Annotated in this window: 15 protein-coding genes; 4 read left to right on the forward strand and 11 right to left on the reverse strand. The window is 58.8% G+C overall.

Annotated features, from left to right (window positions below; genetic code table 11):
- Positions 1 to 38: 38 nt before the first annotated feature.
- The 7 genes from BFC21_RS07340 to BFC21_RS07370 form a co-directional block, all read right to left on the reverse strand.
- Positions 39 to 1,499: a hypothetical protein gene (locus BFC21_RS07340; RefSeq protein ID WP_120265872.1), complete on the reverse strand. Its 1,461-nt coding sequence runs from the start codon at positions 1,497 to 1,499 to the stop codon at positions 39 to 41.
- Positions 1,500 to 1,992: 493 nt separating this feature from the next.
- Complete coding sequence (locus BFC21_RS07345) at positions 1,993 to 2,298, reverse strand: NIPSNAP family protein (RefSeq protein ID WP_095003623.1); 306 nt, start codon at positions 2,296 to 2,298, stop codon at positions 1,993 to 1,995.
- A gap of 65 nt (positions 2,299 to 2,363) precedes the next feature.
- Positions 2,364 to 3,323, reverse strand: a complete 960-nt coding sequence (locus BFC21_RS07350) for an isoaspartyl peptidase/L-asparaginase family protein (protein ID WP_120265873.1) — start codon at positions 3,321 to 3,323, stop codon at positions 2,364 to 2,366.
- A complete protein-coding gene (locus tag BFC21_RS07355) occupies positions 3,320 to 4,096 on the reverse strand; it encodes an amino acid ABC transporter ATP-binding protein (RefSeq protein WP_086797483.1) in 777 nt (258 codons plus the stop codon). Before BFC21_RS07355 ends, BFC21_RS07350 begins: the two co-directional genes overlap by 4 nt.
- Positions 4,093 to 5,190 carry an amino acid ABC transporter permease gene (locus BFC21_RS07360; RefSeq protein ID WP_088377586.1) on the reverse strand — a complete coding sequence of 366 codons (1,098 nt, stop codon included), beginning with the start codon at positions 5,188 to 5,190 and terminating at the stop codon, positions 4,093 to 4,095. Before BFC21_RS07360 ends, BFC21_RS07355 begins: the two co-directional genes overlap by 4 nt.
- A 2-nt stretch (positions 5,191 to 5,192) precedes the next feature.
- Positions 5,193 to 6,347: an amino acid ABC transporter permease gene (locus BFC21_RS07365; protein WP_120265874.1), complete on the reverse strand. Its 1,155-nt coding sequence runs from the start codon at positions 6,345 to 6,347 to the stop codon at positions 5,193 to 5,195.
- Between the two features lie 13 nt (positions 6,348 to 6,360).
- Entirely contained in the window at positions 6,361 to 7,398 is a 1,038-nt protein-coding gene (locus tag BFC21_RS07370) for an amino acid ABC transporter substrate-binding protein (protein ID WP_088377588.1), read from the reverse strand.
- 153 nt (positions 7,399 to 7,551) lie between these two features.
- On the opposite strand from BFC21_RS07370, the gene BFC21_RS07375 reads away from it, so the two are divergent.
- Both BFC21_RS07375 and BFC21_RS07380 read left to right on the forward strand, forming a co-directional pair.
- The gene (locus tag BFC21_RS07375; RefSeq protein ID WP_088377589.1) at positions 7,552 to 8,421 is read left to right on the forward strand and encodes a LysR family transcriptional regulator; all 870 of its coding nucleotides are present in this window, start codon (positions 7,552 to 7,554) and stop codon (positions 8,419 to 8,421) included.
- Between the two features lie 206 nt (positions 8,422 to 8,627).
- Positions 8,628 to 10,331, forward strand: a complete 1,704-nt coding sequence (locus BFC21_RS07380; protein WP_120265875.1) for an amidase — start codon at positions 8,628 to 8,630, stop codon at positions 10,329 to 10,331.
- 114 nt (positions 10,332 to 10,445) lie between these two features.
- On the opposite strand, the gene BFC21_RS07390 is transcribed toward BFC21_RS07380, so the two are convergent.
- Positions 10,446 to 10,826 (reverse strand): RidA family protein, encoded by a 381-nt coding sequence (locus BFC21_RS07390; protein WP_016781226.1) that lies wholly within the window; start codon positions 10,824 to 10,826, stop codon positions 10,446 to 10,448.
- Positions 10,827 to 10,987: 161 nt separating this feature from the next.
- Between BFC21_RS07390 and BFC21_RS07395 the strand changes: the two genes are divergently transcribed.
- A complete protein-coding gene (locus BFC21_RS07395; protein ID WP_095003618.1) occupies positions 10,988 to 11,890 on the forward strand; it encodes a LysR family transcriptional regulator in 903 nt (300 codons plus the stop codon).
- Positions 11,891 to 11,959: 69 nt separating this feature from the next.
- Here BFC21_RS07395 and BFC21_RS07400 read toward each other — a convergent pair whose 3' ends face one another.
- Genes BFC21_RS07400 through BFC21_RS07410 form a run of 3 tightly spaced genes read right to left on the reverse strand, consistent with a single transcriptional unit; the run spans position 11,960 to position 14,453 of the window.
- Positions 11,960 to 12,463 (reverse strand): RidA family protein, encoded by a 504-nt coding sequence (locus BFC21_RS07400; protein WP_088377592.1) that lies wholly within the window; start codon positions 12,461 to 12,463, stop codon positions 11,960 to 11,962.
- A gap of 50 nt (positions 12,464 to 12,513) precedes the next feature.
- Positions 12,514 to 12,909, reverse strand: coding sequence for a cytochrome c (locus BFC21_RS07405; protein WP_029611456.1), 396 nt, complete (start codon positions 12,907 to 12,909; stop codon positions 12,514 to 12,516).
- 14 nt (positions 12,910 to 12,923) lie between these two features.
- Entirely contained in the window at positions 12,924 to 14,453 is a 1,530-nt protein-coding gene (locus BFC21_RS07410; protein ID WP_037001250.1) for a flavin monoamine oxidase family protein, read from the reverse strand.
- A gap of 632 nt (positions 14,454 to 15,085) precedes the next feature.
- On the opposite strand from BFC21_RS07410, the gene BFC21_RS07415 reads away from it, so the two are divergent.
- Complete coding sequence (locus BFC21_RS07415; protein ID WP_088377593.1) at positions 15,086 to 15,412, forward strand: hypothetical protein; 327 nt, start codon at positions 15,086 to 15,088, stop codon at positions 15,410 to 15,412.
- The last annotated feature ends 216 nt before the right edge of the window (positions 15,413 to 15,628 follow it).

The following is a 15,628-nucleotide window of genomic DNA, read 5'->3' on the forward strand; positions in this document are numbered from 1 at the left end:
AACAACAACCTTGCCCGCAACACGTTTACACCTGCAGATTATCTACCTGAGATAATTTCAATAGCACGTCCGCTCGCAGAGTAATTATTGGCAACGTCTATTACAGCCTTATGAGGATCGCGTTGTAAAATTTTCGACAAAGGATCGTGCGCTTTGGGCTCAAGAAGAGAAACCACCAAGCAATTGCCATAGCATTGCCTTAATTGCTCCAAGCTCAGACCGGATAGCTTCTCCAGTTTTTTCTTTAACATCGAACATGCGCAACCATTACCACCAAGCAGCGTATGAACTTCTGCGACCGACAGTGCAATTTTTTGTTGCGACAGGTATCTCTCAAGATTATTCCCGAACTCTGTGAATGGCGAATAAATCATGCATATTATTTGCTCTGTCGACAGGTCGAAAGCTTCTTTTGCAAACGTCGCCGCACGTGCTCGCTGACGGTCAATTGAAGACTTATTTCGATAACGTGCTTCCATCTCTGCAATCAACGAGGGTGGAAAATCCTTTTGCCTCATCAGTCCTATTGCAAAGTTAACATACTCACGAACACCTTCCGCATAGCTACGCCCTAGCAACGTTTCAGCCCTCAACCCTCTGATATGTGCCATGAGCGTTGGGTTGCCACAGTCTGACTCGGAAAAACTAAACATCAACTCGTCAAAATCAAACCCCAAAAACTCCGTTAAAAGTCGCCAATGATCACCTGCATCATAACGGGTATCTTGATATATATTGAAAAATACCGGATCACGTATCAACCCGTAAAACACCCTATGCTCTGCGGCGAGGTTATCTAAACCATATATTCTCCCAAAATACGCTCCAGCCACACTATCAAGTACCTTAAGAAATTGGGAGAACCCCCGCCCCCCTTCAACAACGCTCTGAATACCGAACACTCGAGAGAGATGTCGCACCCATGCATAATAAGCGGCTTGTTCTTTAGTGGAGTCACCCGTCACAATAATATCAACACCCCCATCCAAATGGGCGCCCATGCCAAATGAATTCACCATACTTAAATTACAGGCATTACAAAAAGTAGATCGAGCATCCGCTTGAAACAAGTGGCCGCTCATCAATACATCCGTTCGATTTCTAAGCTTTAGTTCTTCAGGCACCTCTAGGAAACGCTCAAAACGTCTAATCAATAAACCATCACAGATCAAGCACTCAACCGCAGCATCACCATAAACACCCAGCGCTTTATAAACACCATCAATATTCTTCATTACCATATGGTTCATGCCAGCATGTCGATTTGTAATGATCCTCAGCCTGAACGTGTCTCCTTTTTCCGCCATAATAATGCCTTGGATATATCTAACCCAAGCAACCATATAACTACTATCCTTACCCCCTCCATACGCAAGAAGTATCCTGTTGTTACTTATTGCTTTTTGGTCAGGCAGGCTCTGAATCAATCGCCGAGCACACACAACTGCCGATTCAACTGCAGAATCAGACAGGTAGGACTCAATTTTTTTTATATCCATTTTGCGGTCCAACCCATAACAATTCACTTGCTGGATTTATACCCCACCGTCCATACCGGCCTCATACGTCAACTACGCACATCAATCAATCGCTATCGGACTCATCACGGCCACGCCAGAACTATTCACGCGATGGCACTTTAATTAAATCTAGCCCCTAGATATTCTGCACGCAAATAAAACAGCATAATTTCCGAAACAACCGATTGGACATGAACGAGAATTCTTATTTTCAAATGAGAAAAATCTAAATATAACCTAGAAATTTCCTACATAATTTAACGTGTACTTACTGAGTAGAGACCTTGCAACACACAATTACTGGACACACCTGAAACCCAACCACTAGATTTACAACTGCAGTCTTCGGCAGTTATTACGGACTTTTACACTCCAACACTTTTTGTGCGAGTTTGCTCTCGATGTAAGCGGCGCTGTGGGTCAGTTGAAGCCCGTCGCTGCCATTGTGAGCAAACCCACTCCCACCGGGGATTTATTCGAAAACAGGCCTGAAAAAGCTGCGCTCGTAACTCAGGATACAGCGATTGTCTTGAGCCAGCTTGAACGCGGCAATGCACTCGGCATCGGTTTTTGAGCGCTCGCGATAGTCTTCATAGGCTGCGAGGCTGGGGAAGGTAAACATGGCCAGGGCGATATTGTTGGCACCTTCCGAGGGCAGGAAGTAGCCATGATGCTGGCCGCCAAATTTGGCTACCAGCGGGATCCAGACTTTGGCATAGGCCTCGAATTCGGCCAGTTGGTAAGGGTCAATCACGTAACGCAGGTAGCAGGTGATCATCAGTGCATTCCACGGGGCGAAAGGAGATCGAGACTAATCTCCAGCCGCCCCGCGGGTCAATTCACTCAACGTCGATGCAGGCAATCGTCCTCGGCGTAAATGGCCGTGTGCAGACCGCCGTCAGCATCCAGCCAGGCGCGGTACATGCCCGGCGTATTGAAGCTCAGCACGGTCTCGCCAGCCGGTGTCACAGCGACCACGCCGCCGTTACCGCCCAGCTCCTTGAGCTCGCCCTGCACCACTTGCTCGCAGGCGTCTGCCAGGCTTGAGCCCACCAGGCGAATGCGCGATGCAATGTTGTGGGACACCACGGTGCGCATAAAGAACTCGCCGTGCCCGGTCGCCGATATCGCCGCGCTGCGGTCATCCGCCCAGGTGCCGGAGCCGATCAGCGGCGAGTCGCCCACCCGGCCGTAGCGTTTGTTGGTGATGCCCCCCGTGGAGGTGGCCGCTGCCACATGCCCCTGGCTATCGAGGGCAACAGCGCCCACGGTGCCAAATTTTTTCTCCACGCCGCCCGGCTCCAGCAACACCGTCTCCGGTTGCTGCTGTTGCGCAGCCCACTGGCGACGACGCAACGGCGTGTCGTACCAGTCATTGCTGACATGTTCGAGACCCGCCTGCTCGGACAGGAACAAGTCTGCCCCGGCACCGGCCAGCAGTACATGCTCGCTGTGCTCCAACACTGCCCGCGCACCGCAAATCGGGTTGCGCACATGATGCACACCGGCCACGGCACCGGCTTCGCGGTTGGCACCGTTCATGATTGCCGCGTCCAGTTCATGGTCTCCGGCATGGGTAAACACCGCGCCTTTGCCGGCGTTGAACCAAGGGCACTCTTCCAGTTCAACCACACTGGCCTGGACCGCGTCCAGGCTGCTGCCGCCCTTTTCCAGGACATCGACCCCGGCCTTGAGCGCCTGCAGTAATGCGGCGTGGATCGCCTGCTCGTCTTCGCGGGTCAAAACACCGGGCATCAGTACACCGGCACCGCCATGCAGGGCCATTGCGATAGGCTGGGTCATTGGGCATGCACTCCGTGATTGATGATCTGGCTTAAAAAACGTTGGGTACGGGGAGACTCGGGGGCGGAGAAAAACCGCTCGGGGGGAGCTTCTTCAACGATCTCGCCCTGGTCCATAAATACGATGCGGTCAGCCACCTTGCGCGCAAAACCCATTTCGTGGGTCACGCAGATCATGGTCATGCCTTCCTGGGCCAGGCCGGTCATCACGTCCAGCACTTCAGCGATCATTTCCGGGTCCAGAGCCGAGGTCGGCTCATCAAACAACATGACCTTGGGCTGCATGCACAGCGCCCGGGCAATGGCAATGCGTTGCTGCTGACCACCGGACAACTGCGACGGAAACTTGTTGGCGTGGTCGCGCATCTTGACCTTGTCCAGCAAGCCCAGCGCTCGCTCGATGGCTTGCGCCTCGGGCACGCCCAGATTAGAGGTCTGGGGCAAGGTGCAGTTTTTCAGTACCGTGAGGTGCGGGAACAGGTTGAAGTGCTGGAAGCACATGCCCACCTGACGGCGGATACGCTCCAGGCCCCTGACACTGCCATTGAGTTCTTCGCCCAACACCTCGACCACCCCCTGCTGGTGCTGCTCCAGCTGGTTGATGCAGCGGATCAGGGTCGATTTGCCGGAACCCGAAGGCCCGCAGATCACCACTTTTTCGCCAGCGTGTACATCCAGGGAAATGTTCTTCAATACATGGGCATTGCCGAACCACTTGTTCAATTGTTCGATGCGCACCATCGCGGCGGCATCAGCCTTGGGTTTGCTGATCATGAGCGGCTTTGCTCCATACGTTGTTCAAGGTGTCGGGCATAGCGCGACAGTGCAAAACAGATGACGAAGAAGTAGATCGCCAGGAAGACGTAGATTTCGTGACCGTACTCGACCCATTCCGGGGCGACCGCGGTGCTCATGGCGATGCCGACGATGTCCAGCACACCCACGATCATCACCAGCGTGGTCTCTTTGAACAGGCCAATAAATTGCGTGAGCAAGGGGGCAATGGATTGCTTGAGCACTTGCGGCAGGATGATCTGGCCCATGGTTTTCCAGTAGCCGAAACCCAGCGCCATCGCCGCCTCGTACTGCCCCTTGGGCAGGTTCTGTAAACCGCCGCGCAAGGTCTCGGCCATATACGCGGCCGTGAACAGGATCAGCACCAGCTGCACCCGCAGCAGGATGTCGAAGGCCGAGTCCGGCGGCAGGAACAACTGGATCATCAATGAGGCCATAAACAGCAGCGAGATCACCGGCACCGAGCGCACCAGCTCGATGTACAGCACGCAGAGCATGCGCACCACGGGCAGTTTCGAGCGCCGCCCCAGAGCCAGCAAAATCCCCAGCGGCAGGGCAAAGATCATCCCAGCGGTGCCCAGGAACACCGTGACCAGCATGCCGGCGAATTTGGTCGAGGAGACCTCGGGCAAACCGGCACCGCCCTTGAGCAGCCACCACATCACAATCGGCAGCAACGCCAGATAAGCCAGCAGCAGGCGACGGTCCAGGCGCTTGAAAAACAGCAAGACAAACGCTGCCCCTGCCAGCACCAGTGCCAGGCTTACCCGCCACTGTTCAGCCTGCGGGTAGAAACCGTATACGAACAGGTTCCAGCGCTGGGTAATCGGCAGCCAGCAGGCGCCACCGGGGTTGCAGTCCTTGGCGCTGCTGCCGACGAAGGTGGCATCAAATACCAGCCAGTTCAGCGCCGCGGGAATGCACCAGCCCAGCAGTGCCAGTACGCTCAGGGTCAACAGGCTGTGGCCCGGGCTGGGGAACAGGTGGCTGCGGCTCCAGGCCAGGGCACGCTGTAGTCGGGGCAAGCGTGGCGGTGCCAGCGGGATTGCCAGTGCCTGATTCATTGCGGTCATGTTCAGTGCCCCCTCTGGCCAATGCGGTGGTTATAAATATTCATCGCCAATGAGATCACCAGGCTGATCGCACAGTAGGTGCCCATCACCAGCGCGATGCATTCGATAGCCTGGCCGGTCTGGTTCAGGGTGGTGCCGCCGGTGGACGACACCAGCTCCATAAAGCCGATGACCACCCCCAGCGAGGAGTTCTTGACGATGTTCAGGTAGGTGTTGGTGATCTGCGGAATCATCGGATAGATGGCCTGCGGCACGATCAACTGACGCATGGTAGTGCCGGATGTGAAGCCGAGCGCCCTGGCCGCTTCGTACTGGCCGCGCTGCACCGATTCAATCGCGCCACGCACGATCTCGGCGATGTAACTGGCGCTGTAGAACGACAGGGCCAGGCACAAGGCAAGCATTTCCGGTACCAGGGTGATCCCGCCCTTGAAACCGAAACCGCGCTGCACCGGCACTTCCCATTGCACATGGGCATCACTCAGGGCGTACACCAGCAAAGGCAGCAGCACTGCCCCGGCCAGCAGCGCGGGCCAGCGCCTGGAGGCAAAACCGCGCCACGGCCCGCGGGCTTCTTTCAAGCGGCAGAACACATAAGCCAGCAACGTGCCCAGCAGCATCAGGAAAAGCCCCCAGCCGACCACACTGCCCTGCTCGAGCCACGGCAGGTTGAGGCCGTTGTTGTTCAAAAACACCACGCCAAACAGCGAGGCCGAGTGCTTGACCCCGGGCAGCGCCAGCACCAGCCCGTACCACCAGACCAGATGCACCACCAGCGGCACGTTGCGCAAAAATTCGATGCAGGTGCCGCTCAGGCGCTTGATCAACCAGTTGTCCGAGACGCGCGCCATGCCCAGCGCACCGCCCAGCAGGGTCGCCAGGACAATGCTCAGCACTGACACCAGCAAGGTGTTGAGCAAGCCCACCAGATAGGCGCGGGCATAGGTTGCATCCGGGGTGTAATCAATCAGCGAGAAGCTGATGTCATAGCCGGCGCGCTGGGACAAAAAACCGAATCCCGAGGCGATATTGAGGTTCTTCAAATTCAGCGCGGCGTTGCTGGAGAGCAGATAAAACACTGCGCCAACCAGAGCCAGTACCAGTCCCTGCTGCAGCACGCTCGACAGGCGCAGGTTGGGCGAACGATGGGTCGACATGACAGTAATCCCCTCAGCGAATCGGCGGTGCGTACATCAGGCCGTGGTCTTTCCAGCTGCGGTTGAGACCGCGCGGGATGTTCAATGCCGTCTGCTGGCCGAGGTTGCGGTCGTAGATTTGCGCGTAGTTGCCGACCTGCTTGAGGGCGCGATAAGCCCAGTCACTGTCCAGGCCAAAGGACTTGCCGATGCTGCCTTCGGTGCCCAGCAAGCGGGCGATATCGGTGGATGCGGTCTTGCTGCCACGCAACTCGTCGACGTTGTCCGAAGTCACGCCCAGCTCTTCGCCGGTCATCAGCGCGTAAGCGGTCCAGGTCACAATATTGCGCCACACCGTGTCACCCTGAGCGACAAAGGCCCCCAGCGGCTCCTTGGAAATCACCTCGGGCAACAGCGCATAGTCCTTGGGGTTGTTCATCAACGCCAAACGCGCTGCCAGCCCCGAAGAGTCATTGGAAATGGCGTTGCAACGCCCGCGCTGAAAGGCGGCATAGAGTTCGGGGCTTTTTTCGATGACCACGGTTTTGTAAGTCAGGCCACGGCGACCGAAATAATCTTCCAGGTTTTGCTCGGAGGTGGTGCCCGGTGACAGGCAGAAAGTGGCGCCGTCCAGGTCAGTGAGTTTCTGAATACCGTCGGCGGCGTGGGTCATAAAGCCCTGACCGTCGTAAAACCAGACCGTGGTGAAGTCCACACCCAGGTTGGCGATGCGTTCAGCGGTCCAGGAAGCGGCACGGGACAAAATGTCAATTTCCCCGGAGGCCAGGGCGGTAAAGCGGTTTTTTGCCGTTGTGGTCAGATACTCGACCTTGTCGGCATCCCCCAGCACGGCCGCGGCCACAGCGCGGCACAGGTCCACATCCATGCCGGTCCAGCGGCCCTTGTCATCGATCAGCGAAAAGCCCGGCTTGTCGCCCGCGACGCCGCAGCGCACGCTGCCGTGGGCCTTGACCTTGTCCAGCACACCTGCCTGGGCGGCCTGGGCACCCGTCAACAGCAAGGCCAACAGCGGCGCCCCAAGTAAAAGCTTGGCCCTATTCAATTTGTGCATATCATTGCCCCTTCAAAATTCTTCTTGTTATGCCTGTCAACCACAGTTCAACGGCAGGTGGCGGTTCAGCGCACAATAAAGACACAGGCTTGGGCCGGATAGCGGCAATTGATCCACTATGCTGCACGGGCTATCGAATATTGGAATAAGTCCATGAACATTGACTGGTACGAAGATTTTCTCGCCCTGGCCGACACCGGTAAATTCACGGCAGCGGCCAGCATGCGCGGCTCATCGCAATCGGCCCTGAGCCGGCGCATTCAACTGCTTGAGGCTCACTTGGGTGCAACCCTGATCGACCGCGAACGCAACCCGGTGCGCCTGACTGCGGCGGGCGAAGCGCTGCTGCCCAATGCCGTGGAACTGGTGCGCATGGCCCGCGACTGTGAACAGAGCGTCAAGGTGCTCAACCGGCCACTGACCTTTGCCTCGCTGCACACCCTGGCGTGCAACTTCTTCCCGGGCTGGATCAGCCAGTTGAACAGCCCGCAGGCGCCGCTGTTCACCCGTATCGACACGGGCTATCGCAGCACCGATGACTACTACATGGCGCTGATGTCCGGGCGTTGCGATTTCATCCTGTTCTACCGTGACACCAAGACGGCACCCTACTCGCGCCAGAGCGAGTTCGAGGTCAAGTCCCTGGGCCACGACGAGCTGTACTGGGTCGCCACGCCCGCACTGGCGGCGCATTGCGCGCACACCGACGAGCCGATCCCGTTGCTCAGCTATTCGCGCAGTGCGCAATTGCATGAACTGTCGCGCACCCAGATCAACCGTCACCCCCAGCCCCAGCGTTTGCTGCAAGTGTTCGAAGCCACCGTCTCGGAGGCGCTCAAGCCGATGGTCGCCAGCGGCCAGGGCGTGGCGTGCATGCCCCACAGCATGGTGGCGCCACTGATCGAACGCGGTGAGCTGGTGCGCTTGTACCCGGACATGGAGTCCGATCATCTGGAAGTGATCCTGGTGCGCTGGCGCGACAACCGCAACCCCCAGGCCGACGCGCTGTGGCAGCGGCTTTAGCCACTTGCACCCCTTTGTGGGAGCGGGCTTGCTCGCGATGGCAGCGCCTCGGTGTTGCGAATACACCGCGCCGCGCCAATCGCGAGCAAGCCCGCTCCCACAAGGTGTGGTACCTATTTACGACATCAAATGTCACATGGGCTGGCTGTTAAGGCAGGAGTTTCGCTAAGCTCTGCGGTTTCCCATAGTCCTCAAGCGGTAAGCCCATGATCGAAGTCACCGAGGTGTCCATAGCCCAACTGCGCGCCGCGCTCGAAACCGGCCAAACCACGGCGGTCGAACTGGTGCAGGCCTATCTCGCGCGGATCGACGCCTACGACACCCCTGACACGGCCACCGCGCTCAATGCCGTGGTGGTGCGCAACCCCCAGGCACTGGCCGAAGCACAGGCCTCGGACGCCCGCAGGGCCAAGGGCCAGACCCTCGGCCCGCTGGATGGCATCCCCTATACCGCCAAGGACAGTTACCTGGTCAAGGGCCTGACCGCCGCCTCGGGCAGCCCGGCCTTCAAGGACCTGATCGCCTATCGTGATGCCTTCACCATTGAGCGCCTGCGCGGTGCCGGGGCCATCTGCCTGGGCAAGACCAATATGCCGCCCATGGCCAACGGCGGCATGCAACGCGGTGTGTATGGCCGCGCCGAAAGCCCGTACAACGCCAACTACCTGACGGCGCCTTTCGCCTCCGGCTCGTCCAACGGTGCAGGCACGGCCACGGCGGCCAGTTTTTCGGCCTTCGGCCTGGCCGAGGAAACCTGGTCCAGCGGGCGCGGCCCGGCGTCCAACAACGGCCTGTGCGCCTACACGCCGTCGCGCGGGGTGATTTCAGTGCGCGGTAACTGGCCGCTGACACCGACCATGGACGTGGTCGTGCCCTTTGCCCGCACGATGGCTGACCTGCTCGAAGTGCTCGATGTTGTCGTCGCCGAAGACCCGGATACCCGTGGCGACCTGTGGCGCCTGCAACCCTGGGTGCCGTTGCCGAGCGTGGCCTCGGTGCGTCCAGCTGCCTATGCAGAACTGGCAGTCAAGGCCGATGCCCTGGCCGGCAAGCGCTTTGGCGTACCGCGCATGTATATCAATGCCGACCCCGAGGCCGGCACGGCTGAATGCCCCGGCATTGGCGGCCCCACCGGGCAGCGCATCATCACCCGCGCCTCGGTGATCGACCTGTGGCAAGCCGCACGCCAGGCCATCGAAGCCCAGGGCGGCGAAGTGCTGGAAGTAGACTTCCCGCTGGTGTCCAACTGCGAAGGCGATCGCCCCGGCGCGCCCACCGTGTTTACCCGCGGGCTGGTGTCCAAAGAGTTCTTGCATGACGAGCTGTGGGAGCTGTCGGCCTGGGCATTCGATGATTTCCTGCGCGCCAACGGTGACCCGCAACTCAACCGCCTGGCCGACGTCGACGGCCCACTGATCTTCCCGCACGACCCGGGCACCCTGCCCAACCGTGAGGACGAACTGGCGGCCGGCATGGACGAATATGTGCGCATGGCCCAGCGTGGCATTACCCCGTGGGACCAGATCAGCACCGTGCCCGACGGCCTGTGCGGCCTTGAAAAAACCCGGCGCATCGACCTGGAAGACTGGATGGACCACCTGGGCCTGGATGCCGTGCTGTTCCCGACCGTCGCTGATGTTGGCCCGGCAGATGCAGATGTGAACCCGGTGTCGGCGGACATTGCCTGGAGCAACGGCGTGTGGGTGGCCAACGGTAACCTCGCCATTCGCCACCTGGGTGTACCGACCGTGACCGTGCCCATGGGCGTGATGGCGGATATCGGCATGCCGGTGGGGCTGACGTTTGCCGGTCGCGCCTATGACGATTCGGCGTTGCTGCGCTTTGCTTCGGCATTTGAGGCAACGGGCAGCAAGCGCATGATCCCGCCGCGCACGCCGCCGTTGAAGTAATAAACGGCACGATCGTGGGAGCGGGCTTGCTCGCGATGCAGGCGCCGCGGTGTTTCAGTCACACCGCGGCGATCAAGTCGCGAGCAAGCCCGCTCCCACAACCGTGTGTTGTTCTCAGCCCTTGGCCGCCATCGCCGTCACTTCCACCCGCATCCCCGCCACCGCCAATTCGGCCACGCCCACCGCAGCGCGCACCGGCCACGGCTGGGCAAAGTAACGCTTGTAAACTTCATTGAACGCCGCCCGATCAGCCATGTCAGTCAGGTAAATGGTCAGGTGCAGTACCCGGCTCATCGAACTACCCGCCTTCTCCAGCGCCAGCTTGAGCGCCTGCAACGTACACTCGCTCTGCTCGACAATCCCGCCCAGCTCCAGGCTGCCATCGGCACGGGTCGGAATCTGCGTCGATACCAGCAAGCCGGCAAACCCGGCAACATCCGAGGAGATGGAATCCGCATCGGGATCAGGGATAAAAGTGATGTCGTGGTGAGACATAAGTGATCGCTCGCTTGAAGTGAAAACACCCATTGTCCAACGTCTGCCAACGCCTTGCGCGTTTTTTTGCACCGTCGCACATGGCCGTGCTTGGCTAAAACCTTCTGCGATCCATTACCATGCGCTTCGCCATGACGTCGTTGCATAGCCTGGAGTGCCCTGTGGAAATCAAACACCTGCGATCATTTGTGACTCTGGCCGAAGAGCTGCACTTCGGCCGGGCCGCGCAACGGCTGTCCATCGTGCAACCGGCCCTGAGCATGCAGATCAAGATGCTCGAAGAAGAGCTGGGGGTGCGCCTGTTCGAGCGCAACCGCCACTCGGTCGCACTCACCGAGGTGGGCACCCTCTTCTTGCCTGAGGCCCGGGCCACACTCCACCAGTCGGCCCATGCCGCCGATGTGGCCAGGGCGTGTGGCCGTGGAGAAATCGGCCGGGTACGCTTCGGCTTTGTCTCCTCGGTACTGCCCGAGTTGCTGCCCATGCTGGTCCGCTCGCTGCATGCCCGCTTCCCGCGGATCGAACTGGAACTCAAGGACATGCCCGGCCCGGACCAGGCCGTGGCGCTGAAAAACGGCCAGCTCGACTTCGGCCTGATGCGCCTGCCGGCCGCCATCCCGGGGATCCACACCCGCGAGGTGTTGCAGGAAAACTTTATTGTCGCCCTGCCCGGCGACCACCCGCTGCTGGCCTGCGACGTCTTGCACCCCTGTGAGCTGAGCCAGTTGCCGGTTTTTACCCTGGCCCGGCGTTACGCCCCCGGCTTTTACGATGAACTGATGCAAGCGCTCGCCCGCCAGGGCGCGCATCTGCAACACGCAACCGAACTGGGCGAGTTCACCACCATGCTTGCCCTGGTATCTGCCGGGTTGGGGGTTGGCCTGCTGCCAGCCAACGCCGGGCGCGCCCTGCCCGCCAATGTCATCTCCAGGCCGCTGGATCTGGGGGACTATAGGGCAACCACGGGGCTGGCATGGACAGCGCTGAACAGTGCTGTCAAAACCACGGTGTTCAGCTTGATGGAGGAGTTGTTGGCGCTGGACACGCCGCCGCTTGGGCGCTGAGCAACCTGTCGGGTACACCGTGAAGGGGAACGGGCAGGCGCGATGGCACCCGCCCTTTAAGCGGGGAAGTTACGGCCGGGCTGCCGTGACCTCGATCTCTACCAGATAATTCGGGTTGGCCAGACCGGCCACCTGGAATGCCGAGCGGGTTGGCAGCTTGGGCTGGGCCTGGGTGCCGAAAAACTGGGTGTAACCCTTCATAAAACCGGCGAAATCCATCTTGCCGGTTTCCGGCGTGCCCACCAGATACACCTGCATCTTGATCACATCGCCCATGCTCAGGCCCAGGCTTTTGAGGGTGGCCTCGATATTTTTCAGCACATTGACCGTCTGCACTTCGGTGTCGCCATAAGCGGCGAGGGTCTTGGGGTCGGCCTTGCTGTCGGCAATGGGCGGCACCACACCACTGAGGTTGACCACGGTGACACCCGGCGGGATTTCCACAGCCAGGGAAATCGGAAAGTCAGAATTGGGCAGCTTGTGGCGGATCACTTCTGCCGCACTCACCTGGGTTGCCATCAGGCCGGCCAGCACCGAGGTCAAAACAAAAGCGGGGATCATTTTTTTAGACATCGTTAAATTCCTTTAAGGGTATGAAAAAACGCGCAGTCCATGATTGCTTGTCAGCGCCGGGTGACCGCGCGTACATCCTCGACGGTCACGGTGTCGGCATAGTGGTTGCCAAAGTGGGTCCGCACATAGTTGACCACCTCTGCAATCTGCTGGTCATCCATGTATTTCTTGAAGCCCGGCATGCCGCCCTGCCCTGATGTCACCATATACACCGGGTACACCTTGGCCCCCAGTTTCTGGTTGGCGGCCAGCGCCGGATACGCGCCCGCCCCGTGGGAGCCCTGGCCATCAGCCATATGGCAACCCTGGCAGACCTGATTGAACAGGGCCTCGCCACTGGGCTGATCGAACTTGCCAGAGGTGGACAGTATCGGCGCATCTTCGGCAAACGCAGGCACACTGGCCAGCACGCCGGCCAGGATAGCGGTGGTTAAAGTCATTCGCATGGCTGTCTCCGGGCTCAGGCCGCTTTCGCGCTGGCGATGATATGGGTGTGCAGGCGTTTGATCGCATCCTGGGAAGACAGGATGGCGCCCTCCATCCAGGCCGGAATGTAAGAAGCATGTTCACCGGCCAGGACAATGCGCCCGTCAATCTGGCACAGGTTCTTGTAATGCTGCTCACGGGTTTCGGGGGTCCACAGGCCGTAGCAGCCGTTGGTCCAGGGCACCCGGTGCCAGCCCACGGCAATGCCGTTTTCGAACTCTGCCGGGTATTGCGGGTGGATCTGCGCCCCGTATTCAACGGCCTTCTGCACGCGCATTTGCGGGCTCATGGCGGTGAACTCGTAAGCGTTCGGCCCCCAGATATAGGCGCCGAGCAACACGCCTTTGCCCTGCTTGCCGTAATCGGTGCTCGGATAGCTGATCTTGCTGATGGGCGTATCGGTGTAGCTGATGCCGCCATAGATATGCTCGTCCTGCTCCCAGAAACGACGTTTGAATTGCAGCCCGACCTTTATCGACGACTCGTAGGGTACGGCGCGGATCGCGCTCATCATCGGCGCGCTGACATCGATGGGCAGTTGCCCGAGAATCGACAATGGCAAGGTACACACGCACCAGTCGGCCTGCTCTTGCCGCGCCCCGCCGCTGCCGTCGCTGTTCTGGTAGGTGACGGTCACACCGTTGCCATTTTGCTGGATACGCGTGACCTTGGCGTTGTACTGGATCAGGTCGTTGACCTGTTTCTGGAACGCCTGGGCAATCATGTCCATGCCGCCAACCGGCTGGAAGATACTGCTCTGGAACTCGTACTCCTGGCCGCTGGCGATGCTTTGCCACAGATTGGAATCCAGCAGCGCCTTGCAGTCGATTGGCTCGGACGCCACCGCTGCGGGCATCAGGCCGCCGCCATCGTCCACGGCAAAACCGCGACGCATGCTGGTCTCCAGGGATTTCTTGTAGGCATTGCTGCTATCGAGCGCGCCCCATTTGCGCATCACCTCCAGCAGGCGCTCGCGGTCTTCGCGGGTCAGTGCCTGATCCAGGCCGTGCTGGTTGACGGCCTTGCTCAGCAGTTCGGCCACATGCCCCTGAAAGTCGGCCTGCACGGCACGGTAACGTTGCGGCTTGCCCTCAAACGCCTGGGTGGAATGCACCATCGCGTTGTAGTTGACCTGGATAAAGGGTTCCAGGGCAACGCCGAACTTGTGGCAGTAATCGAGCACGGCATGGTGATGGTACGGGATGCGCCACGGGCCAGGGTTGAGGTACAGGCCCTTGTCGAATTCGCAATGCTGGGTAGCGCCGCCCAGCTCGGTGAAACGGTCACCGCCACGCAGCGTCCAGCAACGTCCGCCCGGCTTGGCATTGAATTCCAGCACCTTGACCTGATAGCCGGCCTTGCGCAGCTCATAGGCGGCGGTCATGCCCGCCAGCCCCGCCCCAAGGATCAGCACACGGGTGCCCTTTGGCGCACCGCTCAAGGCAAAATCCCGCTCATAGTTCGATTCAGCGGCAAAACTCAAGGCAGTCATTGCCTGATACATCGCGGCGGCGCCCGCTGTCACGCCGATCCAGTTGAGTACTTTGCGTCGGCTCACAACCATTGCTTTCTCTTGCATGACCAGTCCTTTGAATCGAAGGGAAATACGCAGGCAATGACAGACGAGCAACCACGCTTGCTGCGTCGCCCGACCACAGAGTTGTCTGCGCCCGGTCATCCTCCAGAGCAAGTGGTGTGCCATAAAACTGTAATGGGCGGAAAACTGAAGATGTAGGAAGTTTCATAAAACACAGACAGCCAGAATGCTTCACCATGAATCAGCCAGGTCTGTTTTTGGTGCAAGACACTTGCGCCAGCATTGTGCAGTTTTTTAGTGGGTGTGCCGCATGAGCGCATCGTGCCCGGTGACGAAAAACCCTCAAGATCTGATCTAGGCGCTGATGCAATCAAACATGCCGAAACAGCCCCTCATATAGCAACTTTTACATCATGCAAAGCCCAATGCCGCTGGACAGCTTCAACCTACAAATCATATAAATAATATAAACAACTGAACACACTCTTTTAGCCCGAAAACTTTAAGGCCAGTATTTCGCTGCCTGTTTGCAGTGCTAATGTTGAGTTAAGCGAGCCTGACGTTCGCCCTATAATTCGTTACTTAATAAGGCAGATTAAATGACTAAACACTACTTCTTATTTACATATTCGATTTCTCCGACAGGAGATACGGATATTGCAGCCAAAGCAGCCGACAAGGTCAGAAAAAGCATCGCCAATATACAAACCCCCGACTGGAACAAACTGTCTACGGTTGAAACCACCTTTGCCGGCCAGGTGACCTTGACGGCTGAAACCGCCTGCGAAAAAAGAGAAGAAGCCAGACGCATCATCGACCGTGAACTCAGAGGCGCCATCGACCTGTGTAAAGCACGTTGCGAAGTACAGGCCCATATATCCGTGCTGGTCGACGGGCTCGGCCCGCGCATGGATATCATCATCTGACCGGGCCAGCACGCTCTTGCATGCATCGGGCCTGACAACTCGCCTCTAACGCCTCCAGCCAACAGCGGGCGCTCTATTGCGGGCGCCCCATCGATGGCACTGATAATTACTATCGAAGTGCCCACGTGTTTGATCGGCAATACTGCCCCCTATAATCCCCTCCAGTTTCCCCCGCCCCCAGCCTGGCTTCAGGCGACATCTCCCCTTCTGGAACTC

Source organism: Pseudomonas sp. TMW 2.1634 (genome assembly GCF_001703595.1).
GTDB classification, from domain to species: Bacteria; Pseudomonadota; Gammaproteobacteria; order Pseudomonadales; family Pseudomonadaceae; genus Aquipseudomonas; species Aquipseudomonas fragi.